A 19,877-nucleotide genomic window follows, 5' to 3' on the forward strand; every position below is an offset into this window, starting at 1 on the left:
AGCTGTGAAATTTTAAGCGAATTATCGAACAGCAATTTACGACCTATGTTTGCTTCACCACACCAGGCAATTTCAGCGAAGCGGTTTTCCGTCAGGAATTGCGTAAAAGGAGATAAGTGATGGAACAGCGTAAACTTGGAACCAATCTTAACGTATCAGCGGTCGGTCTCGGCTGCATGGGCATGACATTTGCCTATGGCGGACAGGACGAAGCGGATGCGATCCGCACCCTTCACCGCGCTATCGATATCGGCGTTACATTCTTCGATACTGCCGAGGTATATGGTCCGTTCGACAATGAAATTCTGCTTGGCAAGGCTTTCAAGGGCCGCCGCGACGAGGTTGTGATCGCCACCAAATTCGGATTCAAGATTGCCGATGAGGGTGAAGGCGCCGCCCGCATGATAGGCGTCGATAGCCGACCGGAACATTTGAAGGCTGTTGCCGAGTCCTCGCTCGGACGACTGGGTATTGAACAGATTGACCTGTTCTACCAACATCGGGTGGATCCCAATGTTCCTATTGAGGAAACAGTCGGAGCCATGGCCGAACTGGTCCAGCAGGGTAAGGTGAAGGCGCTGGGCCTATCGGAAGCAAGCGCCGCCACGATCCGCCGCGCCCACAAGGTGCATCCCATTGCTGCGGTCCAAAGCGAATACTCCCTATGGAGCCGCGAGCCGGAAGACGAAGTATTTGCAGTTTGCCGTGAGCTCGGAATCGGCTTTGTGCCTTACAGCCCGCTTGGCCGTGGCCTCCTGACCGGGACGATCAACAAACCTGACGAACTTGGCGCTGACGATTGGCGCAAGACATTGCCGCGTTTTCAAACGGAAAACATGAACGCCAATGCCGCACTGATCGCAACATTGAAGGGGCTGGCTGCCGATAAGGGCGTGACAGCAGCGCAATTGGCGCTTGCCTGGGTGCTCCATCAGGGCGACTTCATCGTGCCTATTCCCGGTGCCCGCAAGATCAAGCACCTGGAGGAAAACACTGCCGCCGCCGACATCAAGCTGACAGAAGCTGAGCTGATCCGCATCGGCGGTGCTTTAACGCCGGATCGGGTGGCCGGGAGTCGCTACACGGAAGCTGCATTGGCCTTGGTGAACGGCTAAACGACAAATGCGGGGCGCTGGGCAATCAGCGCCCCTGCTTATTTTTGAATCTCTGTCGGATCAAGCGGAATACTGTTGCCGTCCGGATCGACAAGCGCCTTCTTTATGGCGTTGAGAAACATTTCGGGATCGTCAATGACAACCCTGACGCTCCTGTGTTTCTTGAACGGATTCAGACCAGAGAACTTTAATGTCGCTGTCCTTTCGTCATATCGAATTTCCTGCAATTCGCGGATACGCATGTCGCCAAGATCCTTGCTCTAGCATTTGCAGCTAAGCTTTTCCGAACCTTGTGTCACAATCAAGTCCGGCAATAGGTAGCGCGATTTGAAGACCTGTCTATACCGCGAGAAACACACCGGAAATGGTTGTGAGCATCAATGCGCCACCAGCCACTCCGGCGGTCTGCTTCCTGTTTAAAACCACATGGGACGCTGCAAATTCAACAGCGACAAGAAACACGATAATTGCCAACACCGGATTTGAGGCAAGGCTGGGATAAATGACCGACATGATGATGTAGAACAGCTCAATGGCAGACAGGCCGAACACGCCGATCAAACCACCTTGCCAAAATTGGGCCCCCGTCTGGATTGCACCAATCATACTTCCAAGCACCGTGGTAACGGCCAGCACGAATAGTAAAACATGCATCAACTCACTCCTGGTTTCAGGCGTGTATCTGCACCGGCAAGCTGACAATGCGCTGAACAATCAGCGGCCCGTACTATCGGCAATGGCGCGCGTTGCATCATCGGCAGGAAAATACTGCTCGATGAAAATTCCCTCCGTCAAAACCTCCTGCGCCGAACCGAATGACGTAAGCGTCGTGATCCAATTTGTCTCCGTATCGCCAAGCCGTAATCGGGCTGTGATAATTGGCGGTGGATTTCTCTCGCCTTCATCGTTGCGTAATAAAGCGGAAATCTCCGTATCATTTTCATAGACCGCCAGGCGCTGCGCCAAACCGCTTTTCGGCCCATAAAGACGGGCTTCATTCCGCGCTCTTTTCAGGAAGAGCAGGGCAACTTCCGGCCAGTTGGTCATTGCCTGCCGTACAGGACCCGGCTCAAGCACGAGCGCCAGAATGTTTATTCCCGGCGCGACCGATATGCCGAGCGCACCCGCCAAAGCAGCAAACCCCGCATTGGCAGCAAGAATATCGTGGTCGGCATCAAAAGCGACGGCGGGCCATGGTTCATGTTTTGTCAGTATCAGATGCAGTGTGTCGCGGACCAGAACAGGCAATCCTGCCAGTCCGTCCCGCTCCGCCGAGAAATAACGCGGCGCGAAACCGGCAGCACTGAAGAGCTCGTTCTGTATTCTGTAAGGCAGGTCAAGCGCTTCGCAAATGCGGATGATCATGCCTTCCGAGGGCCGGGAACGTCCGGTTTCAAGAAATGACAAGTGCCGGGAGGAAATGCCCGCCTCAAGGGCAAGGTCCATCTGGCTCAGGTGCCTGTGCGAGCGCCATTGCTTCAGATGATCGCCGAACTCCATGCCATTCTCCTTTTGGCAAACCTGACTTAGGCCCGCTGGGATATCCATTACCTCCAAGGTAATTGTTTTGCTTACGTCAAATTGACATGCTTGCCTCATCAACGCAACAAAGGAGAGCGACATGATACAGATCAATCTGAAAGATGGCATGATGACCAATGCCGTTTTGACCGGCGTAACCGGACTTGGACTTGCCGTATTTTCCGAGCTTGCCACGCAATATCTCATGCCCGGCGCACCAAGCTGGCTGGTCCTGGGACTTGGCATTGCGCTTCTGCTTTTCGCCGCTGACGTTGGCATGATAGCTCAGTGGAAAACCCGGTCGCGACCTTTCGTCGGCTTTGTCTTTATAGCGGACTTGCTATGGGTCATCTGCGTCCCGGCGATCCTCGTGCTGATGCCCTCTGCCTTTACGCCGCTGGGTGTGGTCGCAACTGTTGCCGTTACTGCCGTGGTTGCTGTCTTTGCCCTGATCGAATGGAACGGATTGAAGCATTTGCGAGCGGCCTGAATTGCCTAAGGCAGATGAGCGAACCAGCCGCTCGTCTGCCTTAGTCTTGCCAGAAACCGGCCGCACTCATATTCGCCGCCGCTGTTCTGTTTCGCTTTGGAGTCAGCGCGCAATATACAAAAATTTATTGTCCTGTTTGTCCCCAACACACGCCAGCCACCCCTGTATATTCATCGATGGTCGGGCCTTCAAAAGCTGGAATATCATGGAAAAATCCACCAGAAAGTCACTTCGGCGCTGGATTGCCGGAATCGTAATTCTCACCTTTCTCGCCTTCTTCATTCCTTATCTCGAATTTTTCTATCTCGCCTGCGGTCTCTATGATCTGGCCCGTAACAAGAACCTGAAACTCCAGGTCGTCGAACAATATTTCTTTGGCAATGGACTGTTCACCTGGCTGCTATCGCCCTTGAACATCCTGCTCGATATTCTTTCTTTGCCCTACAGGAACAAGGGCGTTTACAAATTGCAGGATCTGCCGCCAGCCTATCAGGCGGAAGTGAAGCGCCTGATCACCGCGACACAGAAGGAAAACATTAAAGGACAATTGCAGCAGCGGGCAGAACAGCAAGGCCGCAGCATGTTCTTCTTCAAATGGTATGGCAAAGACCAGCCAAGCTTTGCCAATGTCCCTTCATTCTATGAGCACTATGACTTCGTGAAGACGATTGGCGTTTCTGTGTTCAACAAGAAGAACTCGACTTCAAAGCATTTCGGCCCGATCCGGGCAACAATCCGCGTGCTTTACAATATCAACGATATGAATGACCGGACTGCCTATATCTGGTGCGGCGATATCACCAGCTACTGGAAGGATGACAAGCTGTTTATTTTTGATGACACGCTGATGCATCAATCCGTCAACCAGACCGATCAGACGCGCTATTGCCTATTTGTCGATATATTGCGCCCGTCATACATGCCGGGTTTTTTTGCCGCGATCGTCACATTCATGGGTGTGATCCTGAAAGGCAGCAACTCGATATTCTACAAGAACTGGAAGGTGATCCAGAAATAGTATCAGCAGGGTAAGAGAGGGGGGTGATTTGCCCCCTCTCTCACAATTTCTCTCCCCCGATGGGGAGCAAGGCTTACCCGCGCAATACGCCGCCTGTCTGCTTGGCAACGCTTTCGACCACGCGCTTGGTCAGCGCGTCGAGATCCTCATCGTTCAAGGTGCGCTCCTGTGGTTGGATCGCCACTTCAATAGCCACGGACTTCTTGTCCTCGCCCAGCGAAGCGCCCTCGAACAGATCAAATACCTGCACGCCGACAATCAGCTTCTTGTCGCTGCTCAATGCCGCACGGACAATGGTGCCAGCTTCGACAGATTTGTCGACGACGAAAGCAAAATCGCGCCGTAGAAGCTGCAAGTCGGAAAGGTTGAGCGCCAGTTTCGTCCGGGTGGCTTTCTGCTTCGGCTCCGGTATCGCATCAATGAAGATTTCGAAGCCGCAAAGATTGCCGCCGACATCCAGTGTTTCCAGAGTTTTCGGGTGGAATTCGCCGAATGTGCCAAGGATGACTTTTGGACCAAGCTTGATCGTGCCGGACCGGCCTGGATGATACCATGCTGGACCGCCTGCCTCGATCTGCAACTTGTCGACGGGTGCACCGCATGCCTCCAGAACCGCAATGGCATCGGCCTTGGCATCGAATACGCCAACGGGCGATGCATTGCCTGACCAGTGGCGGCCAGTTCCCTCAAAACGAGCCGTGCCACGACGAACACCTGCCGCAACGCGGCGCTGGTCTTCCGGAGCATTGCCTTCATAAGTGCCGGAAACCTCGAACAATGCGAGATCGTTGAAACCGCGATCCGCATTGCGTTGAGCAGCGGCAAGCAGGCCGGGTAACAAGGAAGGACGCATGTCGGACATATCGGCGGCAATCGGATTGCTCAATTTAAGCTCCGGCTTTCCGCCACCAAAGGCTTTAGCAGCGCTTTCCGAAATGAATGACCATGTGACGGCTTCCATCATACCGCGCGACGCGAGTGCTCGCTTGGCATTGCGCGTGCGGATCTGCAAAGTCGTCAAAATCTTGCCATTGACTGCGGCGTGGCTGACCAGCGGCTGCGGCTCAATCAGATTGATACCGTGAATACGCATGACTTCTTCAACCAGATCGGCCTTGCCATCCACATCCGGGCGCCATGACGGCACCACGACATCAACCAATTCGCCTGTACCCTGCGGCACGAAACCCAGGCGGGACAAGATATCGAGACTGGTCTTGGTCGGCACGTCGATACCAGTCAGGCGCTTGACTTCAGATGCGGGGAACTTGACCGTCTTAGGAGTGTGGCCCTTGTAGCCCACAACCTTGGTTTCAGACGGCGTGCCACCGCAGAACTCAAGAACGAGTTGCGCAGCAAGTTCAACACCCGGGATCATCTGCTCAGGATCAACACCGCGTTCAAAGCGATAGCGGGCATCGGTGATAATGCCCAGCGTGCGGCCCGTGCGAGCAACATTCATTGCATCCCAAAGCGCAGACTCAATCACCACATTGACCGTGTTTTCATCGCAACCGGAGTGCTCGCCGCCCATGACGCCAGCAATGGATTCTACCCCGTTGTCGTCAGCGATAACGACATTCTCCGGGCTCAAAGTATAATCCTTGCCATTGAGACCAAGGATCGTTTCACCGTCGCGGGCGCGGCGGACCGTCAGCTGGCCCTTGACCTTGTCCGCATCGAAAACATGCAGCGGGCGGCCACGGTCGAACGTGACGTAATTGGTGATGTCAACCAGCGCATTGATGGGACGCAGGCCAATAGCGATAAGACGTTGCTGCAACCATTTCGGGCTATGGCCATTCTTGACGCCTGTGACAGTGCGCCAGGCAAAGCCCGGACATAGATAATCCTCACCCTTCAAATCGAGAGCAACTTCGACCTGCGGTACGCCTGTTCCCTTTACGGGTTCAATCGCCGGTGTTTTCAGCTTGCCAAGACCAGCGGCAGCCAGATCGCGGGCGATGCCATAGACACTGGTACAATCCGGGCGGTTCGGTGTCAGGTTAATCTCGATGACCGGATCATCAAGGCCAGCATAGGCGGCAAAGCTCGTGCCGACAGGGGCATCAGCAGGCAGATCAATAATGCCATTATGTTCATCGGACATTTCCAGCTCACGCTCGGAGCACATCATGCCGTGGCTCTCCACGCCCCTGATCTTGCCGACCGAAAGCGTGATATCGATACCCGGCACATAGGCGCCCGGCGCTGCAAAGGCTCCAATCAATCCGGCACGCGCGTTGGGTGCACCGCATACAACCTGAAGCGGCTTGCCGTCGCCCGTATCAACGGTGAGCACCTGCAGCTTGTCCGCATCCGGATGCCTTGCAGCTGTCAATACTTTGGCGATGACGAAAGGCTTCAGCGCTGCCTTGTCGTCGAGCGATTCCACCTCAAGACCAATCATGGTCAGAGTTTCGACGATTTCATCCAGCGAGGCTTGCGTCTCAAGATGATCTTTCAGCCAGGAGAGTGTGAATTTCATGATTTCACTCGTTTCTCAATATTATTCGGGCTAGGCCCGATATCTCGGTCGGTTCTGCCGCGCCTTAAGCGCTCAGACCTCCAAACAGGGTTGGCATGTCGAGCGGACGGAAGCCGTAATGCGACAGCCAGCGCACATCGGCATCGAAGAAGGCGCGAAGATCGGGCATGCCATATTTGAGCATGGCAATGCGGTCGATCCCCATGCCCCAGGCAAAGCCCTGATACTCATCCGGGTCCAACCCGCCATGACGCAGTACGTTTGGATGCACCATGCCGCAACCGAGAATCTCCATCCAGTCATTGCCTTCACCGAACTTCACTTCCTTGCCGGAGCGGTCGCACTGGATATCAACTTCCAGCGATGGCTCGGTGAAGGGGAAATAGGACGGACGGAAACGCATCTTCAAGGATGGGACCTCGAAGAAGGTTTTGCAAAATTCTTCAAGCACCCATTTCATATTGGCGACATTGGCAGTCTTGTCGATGACCAGACCCTCGACCTGATGGAACATGGGCGAGTGGGTGGCATCGGAATCCATCCGGTATGTCTTGCCCGGAATGACAATGCGGATCGGCGGCTTCTGCGCTTCCATGGTACGGATCTGCACAGGGCTCGTGTGGGTACGCAGCACACGCCGGTCATTCTTCTCATCTGGATTGAAGAAAAACGTATCGTGCATTTCGCGAGCCGGATGGCCTTCGGGAAAATTGAGCGCCGTGAAATTATAGTGATCGGTCTCGATATCCGGACCTTCGGCAATAGCGAAACCCATATCGGCGAAGATCGCCGTGATTTCGTCAATGACCTGACTGATCGGATGAATACGACCGCGCTCTGCTGGAGAAGCTCGCAAGGGAAGCGTCACATCAAGCTTTTCCCGGGCAAGACGCTCGGTTATTGCAGCATCCTTGAGCATCGTCTTGCGAGCGCTAAGTGCTTCAGTAATGCGATTCTTCAAGCCGTTGATTGCCGGGCCTTGGCTCTGGCGCTCTTCCGGCGACATGGAACCAAGCGATTTCAGCTTTTCGGAGATAGACCCCTTTTTGCCCAGCGCCGCTACGCGAACGGCCTCAATCGCGGCTTCATCGTTGGCAGCATCGATCTGCGCGGCAAGGGCGCTTTCCAATTGTGTAAGCTCATCCATGGCTTTTCACCTGTTATTCTACAGTGACATGTCGGATGCCGCTTTTTCCTTGCAGAACAGAGCGGCGTTAAAAATCGAAAAACCCGCGCCAGCCGAGCCAGCGCGGGTTTCCCAAACTTAAATTTTCGAATGCTTTGGGAGCGGCGGCTGGACTTAGCGGACAGCGCCTTCAAAAGCGTTCGGTGTGGTATCTTTAAGATATTCGAGCGCCTTCTTGGCAGAAGCCACGATTGCACCGAATGCTTCAGGCTCGTGGATCGCGAGATCCGACAGAACCTTACGATCGACTTCGATGCCCGACTTTGTCAGACCATCGATGAAGCGGCTATATGTCAAACCATGCTCACGCACAGCAGCGTTGATGCGCTGTGTCCAGAGAGCGCGGAATGTGCGCTTCTTGTTCTTGCGATCGCGATAGGCATATTGCTTCGAACGATCGACAGCAGCCTTGGCGGTCTTGATTGTATTCTTGCGGCGACCGCGGAAACCCTCGGCCTGCTTCAGAACTTTTTTATGCTTGGCGTGGGACGTAACGCCCCGTTTTACACGTGCCATGATATGATCTCCTTAACTTAGGATGGATAACGTTGCCCGGATCAGAGACCGTTAGGCAGGAACTTCTTCACGATTTTCGCATCGGCATCAGCAAGAACCATGGTTCCGCGAGCGTCACGAATGAATTTGTTCGAACGTTTGATCATGCCATGGCGTTTGCCAGCGGCGGCGGCTTTGATTTTGCCAGTTCCGGTAATCTTGAACCGTTTCTTGGCAGCAGATTTGGTCTTCATCTTGGGCATTTTGCTACTCCTGATTTATTGAGGCTTGCGTCATTTCAAAGAAACAACCACCTCTTGATTGACTTCAGGCCGACCAAAGCCTGAAAGCATGTAAAACCGCCACGGCATGCCCTGCCGGGCGGTTTGAACGGGTGCTTCTTACCAGAAGACACCAAAAGCGCAACTGTTGAATCGTGCAGCGCTGCTGAATTTATCAATAAAGCCGCAACAAAACCGGCAAAACATGGGTCGATTGCAGATATTCAACAAATTCCAACAAGGGGTATGACACAAAAAATACCAGCCCGTCAGCCAGCGTCTTATACAGCATGGATGCTCTGACGCTCAATAATTCACTTTCCCTATAAATGGATAGATTCGGGAAAAATCGCGGCACAGCGCGTTTATAGGATATATAGGTCTCGCCAAAATTCCGCTCAAGGTAGCCTTCCTCGGCAAGAATGACAAAGTGGAAGGCCGCATAACAGATGAGGGAAAGAGCCACCCCCACGATCAGACTACCGGTCATCATGCCGATACCCGCAGCGCCCAGCGCAGAAAACACATAAAGCGGGTTCCGGCTGATCGAATAGGGGCCGAGCCGCACAATTTCAGCGCTCTTGCGCCCGCCAATATAGAGCGTGCACCACATTCGCCCGAGAATTGACAGGACGATCATGCCCACGCCGATATCCTCGATATATTCATGCGCCCAATCATCCAGCCATGCCGAACGGATTGTCAAAAGAGCCATGAGGACAAGTGCAGTGATGCCCGCAACAACCAAACGTCTGCGCCGCTGAAAACGCGACATGTCTTTCGGGGAATTCAATGCCATGGGGATGTCATCCATTTGCCAGGCATTATGCCATGAACGGAAAAAGCCGCCCGAAGGCGGCTTTTCAAAGGCAGTAGATCGATTTTAGCGAGGTGCCAGAACCATCATCATCTGGCGGCCTTCAAGCTTGGGCTCGGCTTCCACTTTGGAAATCTCCACGGTGTCTTCCTTGACCTTGTCGAGGAGACGCATGCCGAGTTCCTGGTGGGCCATTTCACGGCCACGGAAACGCAGTGTTACCTTGACCTTATCGCCTTCTTCAAAGAAACGCTTAATCGCGCGCATTTTCACGTCATAATCATGCGTGTCAATGTTCGGGCGCATCTTGATTTCTTTGATTTCAACTGTCTTCTGCTTCTTGCGAGCTTCCGCAGCCTTTTTCTGGCCCTGGTATTTCAGCTTGCCAAGATCAACGATCTTGCAGACCGGCGGCTCAGCATTTGGCACGATCTCGACAAGGTCGAGTCCCGCCTCGTCGGCCATCGCCAACGCTGCCTGAATCGTTACGATACCGTGGTTTTCACCTTCGGCATCAATGAGCTGTACCTGGGGTACCCGGATATCACGATTGGAACGTGGTCCATCTTTCTGGACCACCTGGGCTCTAAAGGGTCGGCGAATGGCAGTAGTCTCCTTGAATTATTTCGGACCCGCAAATAGCATCACACGGCCTTCGCCGCAATGCTTATGCTGTGCTGGCGGGCATCAATGTTACTATTTTCAGGATAAATCACTCAAATTAGAGATAGGAATATTTCAGTTTTATGCAATGGGGCAGGCTTTATCGTTCTGTTTTCCCATGCAAGAAGAAGAATATCGAGAGTGAGTCCCGCCCATGACACAATCCCCGCCCGAGTTTCTTGAGCTGAACGGAATCAATATCGCCCTGCGAAAGCGTGCCGGAGCCAATCCTGGCATAGTCTGGCTGGGCGGATATCGCTCGGACATGCTCGGTAGCAAAGCAAATTTTCTGGACGAATGGGCCACGGAACACGGGCATGCTTTCCTGCGCCACGATTATTCCGGCCATGGGGAATCGGGCGGCGAATTTCGCGACGGAACCATCTCGCTCTGGCTTGAACAAAGCCTTGCAGTTTTCCGGCAGTTCTCATCGGGCCCGCAAATTATCGTCGGCTCCTCCATGGGCGGCTGGATTGCCCTGCGTCTACTCGCAGAATTGCAAAGGCTCGGGGAAGGCGGCCGCATTGCCGGTCTGGTGCTGATTGCACCGGCACCGGATTTCACGTCAGAACTGGTCGAGCCAAAACTGACCAATGACCAGCGCCGCCAGATTGCCGACCGCGGTTATATGGAAGAGCCATCCGAATATTCGGACCAACCCTATATCTACACAAAGGCCTTGCTTGAAGATGGCAGGATCAATCAGGTCCTGAAAGGCGTTATCCAGACCGATTGCCCGGTGCACATACTGCAGGGCATGCAGGATGAAGATGTGCCTTATAGCCACGCAATGAAGCTCGTAGACCATCTTCCCGTCGATGATGTAACGATTACGCTTATTCGCGATGGAGATCACCGGCTTTCGCGACCACAGGACCTTGAACTTTTGGGTCGTACCGTGTCTTCAATGGCTGGCAGTATCCAGCCCACTCCCTCTGTTCAATAATCAGGTCCGCCATGCGCTTTTCCGTCATCGCCTCCGCTGTCGTTGCTGCCGTCGTCGGATTTGGCGGAACTTTGGCTCTTGTCATTGCGGCAGCCAACGCTCTGGGCGCTACCCAGGCCGAAACAGCAAGCTGGGTTACGGCAAACTGCCTCGCCATGGTTGCAGCCACGGGCTATCTGAGCTGGCGATATAAAATGCCGATCATCAGCGCGTGGTCGACGCCGGGCCTTGCACTGATCGGCAGCTCAATCGGCTTTACCATGCCGCAAGCCGTTGGTGCATTTATCGTTACGGCGATCGCCATTATTCTTACGGGGCTAATCAAGCCCATATCCACCTTTGTATCGAAGATACCTGCATCGATCGCTTCCGGAATGCTGGCGGGTGTGCTCTTTGCCTTTCTGACGGGAGCCGCCCGCACGATCCCTATTGATCCCTTGTTCGTCTTGCCGCTCATTTTGCTGTTTTTCGTCATCAGGCTTTTCAACCCGGCCATGGCGGTGCTTGCGGTTCTTTTCGGCGGCGTGATTTTTGCTTTTCTCAGCGGGCGCGTGGCCAGCGTTCCGGCGATTGAACTATCCACGCTCACGCTTATCATGCCGGTATTTGATATGCAGGCGATGATCGGCCTCGCCTTGCCACTCTACCTTGTGACAATGGCCTCGCAGAATCTGCCGGGATTTGCGGTAATGCGTGCTGCAGGTTACGAGCCGCCTACAGCGGCCGCACTGCAGGTGACAGGGCTTGTATCGCTGCTCACCGCACCCTTTGGAGCGCACACCAGCAACATGGCGGCAATTTCCGCCGCGATATGCACCGGGCCGGATGCTCATCCCGACCCGGCCAAACGCTGGCTGACCGGGCCGTTTTATGCATTAAGCTATCTTGTATTTGCAATTTTCGGGGCCTCGCTGGTTGCGCTTTTCGCGGTTCTTCCGGCGCCCTTGATTGCGCTTGTGGCTGGTCTTGCCCTCATTGGCGCATTCGTTAACGCGCTGACTCTGTCGTTGAAAATCGAAGAGGAGAGACTGGCGGCAATTGTCACTTTTGCCGTGACTGCATCCGGCATTGCCATTGCCGGTATTGGTGCTGCATTTTGGGCTTTGGTGGCAGGACTACTCGTTGCCGGACTGGAGCACGCAAAGAAACGGGCCTGATTTCAAACTCTTAGAGTAATTGAAATCACGTTTTCTTGAAAAGCCGCAAAGTTTTTCCCATGTCGTTCATAATCGACCAATTGGGGTCGGGGTTCTTAAGAAGGAAGGGCTCAATATGAACAATGCTGCTTTGATCCGGCCGGGCTGGACTCCCGCGACCATCGCTCTGATGATTATCGGGTTCATGTTATTCTGGCCGCTGGGTTTTGCCATGCTCGCCTATATTCTCTGGGGCGATCGCCTTGAGGGTTTCAAGCAGGATGTGAATCGCAAGACTGACAGTTTCTGCGGTGCGTTTCGCCGCAACAAGCGTTCGGCACATTTTGGCCGCGCTCCCTTTGGCACAGGCAATGCTGCTTTCGACGAATGGCGTGACAAGGAATTGGAACGTCTTGAGGAAGAGCGCCGCAAGCTTGACGAAATGCGCGCGGAATTTGAAGACTATGCCAATGAGCTTCGTCGCGCCAAGGATCGCGAAGAATTCGATCGCTTCATGGCAGAACGCAACGCAGTCTCCAAAAAGCCATCTGGCACCGTGCCGGATGTGAATGAAGACCAGCAATAATCCGCTTTGTTAAAATCCAAAAAGCGGCGGCGGAAATTTTTTCGTCGCCGCTTTTGCTTGTCGAAGCACGCACGATGATTTTGCCACCGAATCATTTAATATCATCATCATGATCCTATCCTTGTTTCGGGCTTCACCTCCCAAACCGGTCAAGAAATCAGCCACACTGAGGGCCGAGCGGAGCTATGAAGTTGCGGGCCGAATTTTGCCCTTGCGCGTGGTGGAAAATGCACGGGCGACACGGCTGACCCTGCGCATTGATGCGGGTGGCAAGGGTTTGCGCATCACCGTGCCTCCCGGCGTTCCATCGCGCGAAATCGACAAGTTTCTTGTGCGCCATGAGGGCTGGATTGAAACGCGTATTGCCAAAATGCCGGATCAGCCCAAGGTGCGGCCCGGCGTAAAAATACCGGTGCGCGGTGTGCCGCATCTTATCGTTCACGAGCCGGCGGCGCGTGGAACTGTGCGGCAGGAAAACGGTGCTGAAGGCCCACGCCTCGTCGTTTATGGCGACAGACCTCATCTCGCTCGGCGTGTTGGCGACTTTCTCAAGCGTGAAGCCAAGCGCGATCTCGAAATTCTTGTGGCACGGCACACGGCAACGGTTGGGCGGCGTGCCAAAGTCATCCGCATCAAGGACACAAAAAGTCGCTGGGGCTCGTGCACATCCGATGGCACGCTGGCGTTTTCCTGGCGTATCATGATGGCTCCGCCGCCGATTATCGACTATCTGGTCGCGCATGAAGTGGCGCATTTGAAAGAAATGAATCACGGCTCGAAATTCTGGAAGCTGTGCGGCGAGCTTTGCCCCGATACCGAACGCTGCAAGGCTTGGCTGAAGCGCAATGGCGGCTCTCTGCAGGCGATCGATTTCACCTGATGTCTGCTGTTGTTTCACCCGCCGTGCTTGGGGCAAGCCGCGTGCTTTGGGATTTTCACCTTGTCTATGACGAGCTTTCCCCGGCAGATTTGATTATCGGGCTTGGCAGTTATGATCTGCGTGTTGCGGATCATTGCGCAAAGCTATTCCATCAAGGTTTGGCCAACCGGATTTTGTTTACCGGAAAATCAGGCAATTGGACGGGTCGGCTTTACCCGACATCGGAGGCAGAAGCCTTTGCCGCGCGCGCCGAGGAGCTTGGTGTTTCCGGCAAAGCAATATTGGTCGAGCCCTATGCAACCAATATCGGGGAAAATATCCGCTATGCCCGCGACATGGCGGGCGATGCTACCAAGCGCATTATCATCGTTACAAAACCGCAGACGCAGCGCCGCGCTTTTGCAACGGTTCGGGCGCAATGGCCGAATGTCGAGGCGATGGTAACGGCGCCGCCGACTTCATTCGAGCAGCAGCCTACCAATGCCTATCCCCTGGACAATTTCATCAATGAAATGGTGGGCGACGTGAAGCGCCTGATCGATTATCCCGCCAAGGGCTATCAAATTACGCAATCCATCCCGGCGCATGTCGCGGATGCGTTCGATTTTCTTGTTAAAGCCGGTTACGACCACCATCTATAATTGAGTGTTGCAAAAGCGTTTTGCACCAAAATCCTCGACTTTGACGCATTTTCATGCGAGTTGCGCCCTATGAACCTTGATATCAAAATATGCGGATTGAAAACCGACGATGCAGTTGCTGCAGCGCTGGATGGTGGCGCATCGCATATTGGCTTTATTTTCTTTGCAAAAAGCCCGCGCAATATCGATCCGGTTGAAGCGGGAAGGCTGCGAAAAGCAGCCATTGGCAGGGCAAAGGCAGTTGCCGTGACTGTTGACGCCGATGATGCAACGTTTGATGCGATTGTTGCTGCGATGAAACCGGATTTCCTGCAATTGCACGGGCACGAAACTGTAGAGCGTGTTGCCCAGGTGAAGGCGCGTTTCGGGCTGCCTGTAATCAAGGCTTTTGCCTTACGCGAGCGCGATGATCTTGACCAGATCAAACCTTATGATGGCGTGGCCGATATGTTTCTTTTTGACGCCAAGCCGCCCAAGGGATCTGAGCTTCCGGGCGGAAATGGTGTTTCTTTTGACTGGCAGCTGCTCAGCGCGCTTGACGGGCAGGTTCCATACATGCTTTCCGGCGGGCTGAACGCGGCTAATATTGGCGCGGCGCTGCAAGCGACGAATGCGCGCGGTATTGATATTTCATCGGGTGTGGAGTCCGCTCCGGGCGTTAAAGATGTTAGCCTGATCAAAGAGTTTTTTCAGGCGGTACGCGCCGCTCAAAGCGTGAATGCGGTATGACAGGGAGTATGGTGGTGGACAAGGTGGCGGAACCCAATTCATTTAAAACAGGCCCCGATGAAGAGGGCATGTTCGGTATATTCGGCGGACGGTTTGTTGCCGAAACCTTGATGCCGCTCATTCTTGAACTCCAGCAGGCCTATGATGATGCGAAGAACGACCCTTCCTTCAAGGCGGAGCTGCAGGAACTCTCCACCCATTATGCCGGACGGCCTTCAAAGCTCTATTATGCCGAAGGTTTGACCAAGCATGTCCGTCAGCTTGCCAAAGATCAGGGTCTTGCTGGCGGTGCCAAGATTTACTTCAAGCGCGAAGACCTGAACCATACGGGCAGCCACAAGATCAATAATTGCCTCGGCCAGATTCTTCTCGCCAAACGCATGGGCAAGACCCGCATCATCGCGGAGACTGGTGCTGGCCAGCACGGTGTCGCTTCGGCTACGGTTTCTGCGCGCTTTGGCCTGCCTTGCGTTGTTTATATGGGCGCGACCGACGTTGAGCGTCAGAAGCCAAATGTTTTCCGCATGAAGCTGCTCGGCGCTGAAGTGAAGCCCGTATCATCGGGACACGGCACACTGAAAGATGCGATGAATGAAGCGCTGCGCGACTGGGTTTCGAATGTTGATGACACTTATTACCTGATTGGCACTGCGGCGGGTCCGCATCCTTATCCAGAACTTGTGCGCGACTTCCAGTCTGTCATCGGATCGGAAGCGCGCGAGCAGATCCTGGAGCGTGAAGGCCGCCTGCCCGACACGATTATCGCTGCTGTTGGCGGTGGTTCCAACGCAATCGGGTTGTTCCATCCATTCCTTGACGACAAAGGTGTCGAGATCATCGGTATTGAAGCAGGAGGCCGTGGACTGGACGGCGAAGAGCATTGCGCTTCGATGAGCGCTGGCCGCCCGGGTGTGCTACATGGCAATCGCACCTATTTGCTGCAAAATGCCGATGGCCAGATTCTCGATGGCCATTCGGTTTCCGCCGGTCTTGATTATCCCGGCGTCGGTCCCGAGCACTCATGGCTGCGCGACACGGGCCGTGTCTCCTATGTGCCTATCCTCGATGATGAAGCGCTGGACGCTTTCACGCTGACAACGCGCACGGAAGGCATTATTCCTGCGCTGGAATCGGCGCATGCGATTGCCCATGCGGTGAAAATTGCGCCCAAAATGGCGCAGGACAAGATCATGATCGTCAATCTTTCAGGCCGCGGCGACAAGGACGTGCATACTGTCGGCCAATTGCTTGGAATGGATATCTGACAATGGCGACACGTATCGATGCAAAATTCGCGGCTTTGAAGGCTGAAGGCCGACCGGCACTGGTCACCTATTTCATGGGTGGCGATCCGGACTTTGAAACCTCACTCAGGATCATGAAGGCCTTGCCGGGTTCCGGTTCGGACATTATTGAGCTTGGCGTGCCTTTCTCCGATCCGATGGCCGATGGTCCGGCCATTCAGGCTGCCGGTCTTCGCGCCCTTAAAAAGGGCATGTCGTTGACTAAGACGCTTGATCTGGCGGCGCAGTTCCGGGAAACGGATAATACGACGCCAATCGTCATGATGGGTTACTACAACCCGATCTATATTTATGGCGTTGACCGCTTTCTGAAAGATGCGGTTGCCTCGGGCATTGATGGTCTCATCATCGTTGACCTTCCACCGGAAATGGATGAAGAGCTTTGCATTCCTGCAATCAAGGCCGGTATCAATTTCATCCGTCTTGCCACACCCACGACTGATGAAAAGCGCCTGCCAAAGGTTTTGCAGAATACATCCGGCTTCGTTTACTACGTTTCGATGAATGGCATTACCGGTTCAGCTTTGCCGGACACGACAAGGATTGCCGCAGCCGTTCACCGGATCAAACAGCACACGGATTTGCCTGTCGTGGTTGGTTTCGGCGTCAAGACTGCCGAGCAGGCCAAGGTCATGGGGGCTTCCGCTGACGGCGTTGTGGTCGGTACCGCAATCATAAACGCGGTGGCCAATACGATTAATCCGGATGGTTCGCTGGTAGCCGATCCTGCCGAAGCTGTAGCGACGATGGTTCAGGGCCTGTCGAGCGGCGTACGTGCAGTGCGACTTGCAGCAGCCGAATAGAAGTCTTAAATCAACATTCCGATAGATAAAAAACAGGACCGATCATGAACTGGATCACGAACTACGTCCGGCCGAAAATCAATTCGATGCTTGGACGTCGTGAAATGCCGGAAAACCTCTGGATCAAAGATCCCGAGTCCGGCGAAATGGTCTTTCATACGGATCTGGAAAAGAACCAGTGGGTTGTGCCATCGTCCGGCCACCACATGCGTATTCCAGCCAAGGATCGTCTGAAGTTCTTCTTCGACAATGGCGTTTACGAAACATTGGAACAGCCGAAGGTTGCAACCGATCCGCTGAAATTCCGTGACGAAAAACGTTATGTCGATCGCCTGAAGGAGCACCGCTCCAAGACCGGACAGGAAGATACAATCATCAATGCGCTTGGCACGATTGAAGGCCTGCCTGTTGTCGTAACCATCCACGACTTCAACTTTATTGGCGGCTCGCTCGGCATGGCAGCCGGTGAAGCCATTATCAAAGGCTTCGAAACTGCTATCGCCCAGAAGAAGCCGCTCGTTCTCTTCGCTGCATCTGGCGGCGCGCGCATGCAGGAAGGCATTCTTTCGCTGATGCAATTGCCGCGCACGACAGTAGCGGTGGAAATGCTGAAAGAAGCAGGTCTGCCCTATATTGTTGTTCTTACCAACCCCACGACAGGCGGCGTTACTGCTTCCTACGCCATGCTTGGCGATATTCACATTGCCGAGCCTGGTGCGCTTATCGGCTTTGCCGGACAGCGTGTTATCGAGCAGACTGTACGCGAGAAGCTTCCTGAAGGTTTTCAACGGGCAGAATATCTCAAGACGCATGGCATGGTTGATATGGTCGTTCCCCGCACGGAGCTGAAAACGACAATTGCAAGGCTTTTGAAGATGTTGATGGGCGAACCGGCAACGGAGAAAGTTGTTGAGCCGGAAGCGGAAACGCCAGCAGTTCCGGCAATAGCTGAAGCGCAATCTTGACGGGTTTCGGTTTATTGGAAACCGCATTTTGATGTCATCACGCGCGTCACAGGAAATAGAGCGGCTTCTCGGACTGCATCCTAAAGGTTTTGACCTTTCGCTGGGCAGGATTACCCGGCTTCTGGATACGCTCGGTAATCCCCATTTGAACCTGCCGCCGGTCATTCATGTGGCTGGCACAAATGGCAAAGGCTCTGCCACCGCCTTTTCCCGCGCATTGCTGGAAGCGGCGGGCTATACGGTCCATGTTCATACGTCCCCGCATCTTGTGCGTTGGCATGAGCGTTATCGCCTTGGTGCGCCCGGAAAGGGCAAGATTGTCGATGACGATACGCTGTTCGAGGCGGTTCGGCGTGTGGCTGATGCCAATGCGGGGCAGCAGATTACGGTCTTCGAAATTCTGACCGCCGTGACTTTTGTCCTTTTCGCCGAGCACCCCGCCGATGCCGTCCTCCTTGAGGTTGGGCTTGGGGGACGTTTCGATGCAACCAACGTCATTCCAGAGCCTGCCGTCAGCGTTATCATGCCGATTTCGCTCGATCATCAGTCCTATCTCGGAGATCGAGTTGAGCTGATTGCCGCCGAAAAGGCCGGTATCATCAAGGCGGGTTGTCCGGTTATTATCGGCGCACAGGAACATGATGCGGCACGCACAGTGTTGATCGAGACTGCCGAGCGCCGTGATTGCCCTTATAGTGTCTATGGTCAGGATTTCCTGAGTTTCGAAGAGCGCGGACGCATGGTCTATCAGGACAATGTAGGCTTGATGGATCTGCCTCTGCCCAACCTGCCCGGCCGCCATCAATTGGCAAATGCTGCCGCAGCGATTCAGGCGGTCAGGACTGCGGGCTTTACCATTCCCGACCACGCCGTTGAAACAGCGATGGGTACAGTCGAATGGCCCGCGCGGATGCAGCGCCTGACCAAGGGCAACCTGGTCGATATGGCAGTGCCCGGCTCAGAAATCTGGCTCGATGGCGGGCATAATCCCGGAGCTGGCATGGTGATCGCTGAGGCAATTGCCACGTTGGAGGATCGCAGCCAGCGTCCGCTATTTCTGATTACCGGAATGATCAATACCAAGGACCCTGTAGGGTATTTTGAGGCTTTTACGGGCATGGCGCGGCATGTTTACACGGTGCCGATCAGATCAAGCGATGCAGGCATTCCCCATGAGGAACTCGCTCTGGCGGCGCAAGAAGCCGGACTTTCCGCCGAGCCTGTTTATTCGGTGGAAAACGCCTTGAAAATCCTGCGCGATAGCTGGGACAAGTCCGAGCCCGCTCCACGGATATTGATTGGCGGATCGCTCTATCTGGCTGGCGACGTGCTTTCAGAAAACGGAACGCCGCCGCAGTAACTTCCAATAACAAAAAGCCCGCTTTACAGCGGGCTTTTCGATGAATATCAGAACTGATCAAGCAGCCGAGTTTTTGATCCAGTCGGAAAGCTTGCTCTTTGGAGCAGCGCCAACCAGATTGGCAGCGAGCTCACCATCCTTGAACATCAGCAAAGTCGGAATCGAGCGCACGCCAAACTGGGCAGCCAATTCAGGGTTCTCATCAATATTAACTTTGGCGATTGTAACTTTGCCATCCATTTCCGCAGCGATTTCTTCAAGCGCCGGTGCAATCATCTTGCAAGGGCCACACCATTCTGCCCAAAAATCCACAACGACAGGCTGACCGGCCTGAATTACATCGGACTGGAAATTGCTGGTGTCAATTTTGACGGTGGTAGCCATGAAGCTGTTCCTTAACCTTGTGAATGTGTTACCCATCATGTGGTGAGTCTGCTGTGCCTAGTCAAGCCG

General features: G+C 54.2%; 23 protein-coding genes. 13 read left to right on the top strand and 10 right to left on the bottom strand.

Features of this window, described 5'->3' with window-relative positions; translation table 11 throughout:
• The first annotated feature begins 119 nt into the window (after positions 1 to 119).
• A complete protein-coding gene (locus V9K92_RS12420; RefSeq protein ID WP_337354132.1) occupies positions 120 to 1,115 on the top strand; it encodes an aldo/keto reductase in 996 nt (331 codons plus the stop codon).
• 38 nt (positions 1,116 to 1,153) lie between these two features.
• Here V9K92_RS12420 and V9K92_RS12425 read toward each other — a convergent pair whose 3' ends face one another.
• From V9K92_RS12425 to V9K92_RS12435, 3 genes are all read right to left on the bottom strand, one after another.
• Positions 1,154 to 1,357, bottom strand: a complete 204-nt coding sequence (locus V9K92_RS12425) for a hypothetical protein (protein WP_307281622.1) — start codon at positions 1,355 to 1,357, stop codon at positions 1,154 to 1,156.
• Positions 1,358 to 1,454: 97 nt separating this feature from the next.
• Positions 1,455 to 1,769, bottom strand: coding sequence for a hypothetical protein (locus V9K92_RS12430; RefSeq protein ID WP_115054548.1), 315 nt, complete (start codon positions 1,767 to 1,769; stop codon positions 1,455 to 1,457).
• Between the two features lie 60 nt (positions 1,770 to 1,829).
• Positions 1,830 to 2,615 (bottom strand): helix-turn-helix domain-containing protein, encoded by a 786-nt coding sequence (locus V9K92_RS12435; protein ID WP_307281616.1) that lies wholly within the window; start codon positions 2,613 to 2,615, stop codon positions 1,830 to 1,832.
• Between the two features lie 121 nt (positions 2,616 to 2,736).
• On the opposite strand from V9K92_RS12435, the gene V9K92_RS12440 reads away from it, so the two are divergent.
• Both V9K92_RS12440 and V9K92_RS12445 read left to right on the top strand, forming a co-directional pair.
• Positions 2,737 to 3,126, top strand: a complete 390-nt coding sequence (locus V9K92_RS12440) for a hypothetical protein (protein WP_337354133.1) — start codon at positions 2,737 to 2,739, stop codon at positions 3,124 to 3,126.
• 205 nt (positions 3,127 to 3,331) lie between these two features.
• On the top strand, positions 3,332 to 4,144 hold the full coding sequence (locus tag V9K92_RS12445; protein WP_337354134.1) for an aspartyl/asparaginyl beta-hydroxylase domain-containing protein: 813 nt from the start codon (positions 3,332 to 3,334) through the stop codon (positions 4,142 to 4,144).
• A 73-nt stretch (positions 4,145 to 4,217) separates the two neighbouring features.
• Here the strand turns inward: V9K92_RS12445 and pheT are convergent, their stop codons facing one another.
• The 6 genes from pheT to infC form a co-directional block, all read right to left on the bottom strand.
• Complete coding sequence (gene pheT, locus V9K92_RS12450; protein ID WP_337354135.1) at positions 4,218 to 6,632, bottom strand: phenylalanine--tRNA ligase subunit beta; 2,415 nt, start codon at positions 6,630 to 6,632, stop codon at positions 4,218 to 4,220.
• Between the two features lie 64 nt (positions 6,633 to 6,696).
• Positions 6,697 to 7,779: a phenylalanine--tRNA ligase subunit alpha gene (pheS, locus tag V9K92_RS12455; protein WP_336440306.1), complete on the bottom strand. Its 1,083-nt coding sequence runs from the start codon at positions 7,777 to 7,779 to the stop codon at positions 6,697 to 6,699.
• Positions 7,780 to 7,932: 153 nt separating this feature from the next.
• A complete protein-coding gene (rplT, locus tag V9K92_RS12460) occupies positions 7,933 to 8,334 on the bottom strand; it encodes a 50S ribosomal protein L20 (RefSeq protein ID WP_008127401.1) in 402 nt (133 codons plus the stop codon).
• 41 nt (positions 8,335 to 8,375) lie between these two features.
• Positions 8,376 to 8,576, bottom strand: coding sequence for a 50S ribosomal protein L35 (rpmI, locus tag V9K92_RS12465; RefSeq protein ID WP_008127399.1), 201 nt, complete (start codon positions 8,574 to 8,576; stop codon positions 8,376 to 8,378).
• Positions 8,577 to 8,769: 193 nt separating this feature from the next.
• A complete protein-coding gene (locus V9K92_RS12470) occupies positions 8,770 to 9,387 on the bottom strand; it encodes a methyltransferase family protein (protein WP_307286297.1) in 618 nt (205 codons plus the stop codon).
• 90 nt (positions 9,388 to 9,477) lie between these two features.
• Positions 9,478 to 10,014: a translation initiation factor IF-3 gene (gene infC / locus V9K92_RS12475; RefSeq protein WP_040855885.1), complete on the bottom strand. Its 537-nt coding sequence runs from the start codon at positions 10,012 to 10,014 to the stop codon at positions 9,478 to 9,480.
• A gap of 214 nt (positions 10,015 to 10,228) precedes the next feature.
• On the opposite strand from infC, the gene V9K92_RS12480 reads away from it, so the two are divergent.
• From V9K92_RS12480 to V9K92_RS12525, 10 genes are all read left to right on the top strand, one after another.
• Positions 10,229 to 11,020, top strand: a complete 792-nt coding sequence (locus V9K92_RS12480; RefSeq protein WP_337354136.1) for an alpha/beta hydrolase — start codon at positions 10,229 to 10,231, stop codon at positions 11,018 to 11,020.
• An 11-nt stretch (positions 11,021 to 11,031) separates the two neighbouring features.
• Positions 11,032 to 12,177 (top strand): benzoate/H(+) symporter BenE family transporter, encoded by a 1,146-nt coding sequence (locus tag V9K92_RS12485; RefSeq protein WP_337354137.1) that lies wholly within the window; start codon positions 11,032 to 11,034, stop codon positions 12,175 to 12,177.
• A 115-nt stretch (positions 12,178 to 12,292) separates the two neighbouring features.
• Entirely contained in the window at positions 12,293 to 12,742 is a 450-nt protein-coding gene (locus V9K92_RS12490) for a DUF2852 domain-containing protein (protein WP_115054540.1), read from the top strand.
• 109 nt (positions 12,743 to 12,851) lie between these two features.
• A complete protein-coding gene (locus tag V9K92_RS12495; protein WP_337354138.1) occupies positions 12,852 to 13,622 on the top strand; it encodes a M48 family metallopeptidase in 771 nt (256 codons plus the stop codon).
• Entirely contained in the window at positions 13,622 to 14,263 is a 642-nt protein-coding gene (locus tag V9K92_RS12500; protein WP_337354139.1) for a YdcF family protein, read from the top strand. The genes V9K92_RS12495 and V9K92_RS12500 overlap by 1 nt, the downstream gene beginning before the upstream one ends.
• A 69-nt stretch (positions 14,264 to 14,332) precedes the next feature.
• On the top strand, positions 14,333 to 14,992 hold the full coding sequence (locus V9K92_RS12505; protein WP_337354140.1) for a phosphoribosylanthranilate isomerase: 660 nt from the start codon (positions 14,333 to 14,335) through the stop codon (positions 14,990 to 14,992).
• Positions 14,989 to 16,257, top strand: coding sequence for a tryptophan synthase subunit beta (trpB, locus tag V9K92_RS12510; protein WP_443094462.1), 1,269 nt, complete (start codon positions 14,989 to 14,991; stop codon positions 16,255 to 16,257). Before V9K92_RS12505 ends, trpB begins: the two co-directional genes overlap by 4 nt.
• Before the next feature lie 2 nt (positions 16,258 to 16,259).
• Positions 16,260 to 17,099, top strand: coding sequence for a tryptophan synthase subunit alpha (trpA, locus tag V9K92_RS12515; RefSeq protein ID WP_115054535.1), 840 nt, complete (start codon positions 16,260 to 16,262; stop codon positions 17,097 to 17,099).
• 44 nt (positions 17,100 to 17,143) lie between these two features.
• A complete protein-coding gene (gene accD / locus V9K92_RS12520) occupies positions 17,144 to 18,064 on the top strand; it encodes an acetyl-CoA carboxylase, carboxyltransferase subunit beta (RefSeq protein WP_115054534.1) in 921 nt (306 codons plus the stop codon).
• Between the two features lie 31 nt (positions 18,065 to 18,095).
• On the top strand, positions 18,096 to 19,424 hold the full coding sequence (locus V9K92_RS12525; RefSeq protein WP_337354141.1) for a bifunctional folylpolyglutamate synthase/dihydrofolate synthase: 1,329 nt from the start codon (positions 18,096 to 18,098) through the stop codon (positions 19,422 to 19,424).
• 57 nt (positions 19,425 to 19,481) lie between these two features.
• Here V9K92_RS12525 and trxA read toward each other — a convergent pair whose 3' ends face one another.
• Entirely contained in the window at positions 19,482 to 19,808 is a 327-nt protein-coding gene (gene trxA, locus V9K92_RS12530; RefSeq protein ID WP_115054532.1) for a thioredoxin, read from the bottom strand.
• Positions 19,809 to 19,877: the final 69 nt, after the last annotated feature.

Origin of the sequence: Phyllobacterium sp. CCNWLW109 (assembly GCF_037203905.1) — a bacterium.
Classification (GTDB): Bacteria; Pseudomonadota; Alphaproteobacteria; order Rhizobiales; family Rhizobiaceae; genus Phyllobacterium; species Phyllobacterium ifriqiyense.

Coding starts and splice junctions, on each gene's coding strand:
- V9K92_RS12420 (WP_337354132.1), top strand. CDS start 120: ATGGAACAGCGTAAACTTGGAACCAATCTTAACGTATCAGCGGTCGGT.
- V9K92_RS12425 (WP_307281622.1), bottom strand. CDS start 1,357: ATGCGTATCCGCGAATTGCAGGAAATTCGATATGACGAAAGGACAGCG.
- V9K92_RS12430 (WP_115054548.1), bottom strand. CDS start 1,769: ATGCATGTTTTACTATTCGTGCTGGCCGTTACCACGGTGCTTGGAAGT.
- V9K92_RS12435 (WP_307281616.1), bottom strand. CDS start 2,615: ATGGAGTTCGGCGATCATCTGAAGCAATGGCGCTCGCACAGGCACCTG.
- V9K92_RS12440 (WP_337354133.1), top strand. CDS start 2,737: ATGATACAGATCAATCTGAAAGATGGCATGATGACCAATGCCGTTTTG.
- V9K92_RS12445 (WP_337354134.1), top strand. CDS start 3,332: ATGGAAAAATCCACCAGAAAGTCACTTCGGCGCTGGATTGCCGGAATC.
- pheT (WP_337354135.1), bottom strand. CDS start 6,632: ATGAAATTCACACTCTCCTGGCTGAAAGATCATCTTGAGACGCAAGCC.
- pheS (WP_336440306.1), bottom strand. CDS start 7,779: ATGGATGAGCTTACACAATTGGAAAGCGCCCTTGCCGCGCAGATCGAT.
- rplT (WP_008127401.1), bottom strand. CDS start 8,334: ATGGCACGTGTAAAACGGGGCGTTACGTCCCACGCCAAGCATAAAAAA.
- rpmI (WP_008127399.1), bottom strand. CDS start 8,576: ATGCCCAAGATGAAGACCAAATCTGCTGCCAAGAAACGGTTCAAGATT.
- V9K92_RS12480 (WP_337354136.1), top strand. CDS start 10,229: ATGACACAATCCCCGCCCGAGTTTCTTGAGCTGAACGGAATCAATATC.
- V9K92_RS12485 (WP_337354137.1), top strand. CDS start 11,032: ATGCGCTTTTCCGTCATCGCCTCCGCTGTCGTTGCTGCCGTCGTCGGA.
- V9K92_RS12490 (WP_115054540.1), top strand. CDS start 12,293: ATGAACAATGCTGCTTTGATCCGGCCGGGCTGGACTCCCGCGACCATC.
- V9K92_RS12495 (WP_337354138.1), top strand. CDS start 12,852: ATGATCCTATCCTTGTTTCGGGCTTCACCTCCCAAACCGGTCAAGAAA.
- V9K92_RS12500 (WP_337354139.1), top strand. CDS start 13,622: ATGTCTGCTGTTGTTTCACCCGCCGTGCTTGGGGCAAGCCGCGTGCTT.
- V9K92_RS12505 (WP_337354140.1), top strand. CDS start 14,333: ATGAACCTTGATATCAAAATATGCGGATTGAAAACCGACGATGCAGTT.
- trpB (WP_443094462.1), top strand. CDS start 14,989: ATGACAGGGAGTATGGTGGTGGACAAGGTGGCGGAACCCAATTCATTT.
- trpA (WP_115054535.1), top strand. CDS start 16,260: ATGGCGACACGTATCGATGCAAAATTCGCGGCTTTGAAGGCTGAAGGC.
- accD (WP_115054534.1), top strand. CDS start 17,144: ATGAACTGGATCACGAACTACGTCCGGCCGAAAATCAATTCGATGCTT.
- V9K92_RS12525 (WP_337354141.1), top strand. CDS start 18,096: ATGTCATCACGCGCGTCACAGGAAATAGAGCGGCTTCTCGGACTGCAT.
- trxA (WP_115054532.1), bottom strand. CDS start 19,808: ATGGCTACCACCGTCAAAATTGACACCAGCAATTTCCAGTCCGATGTA.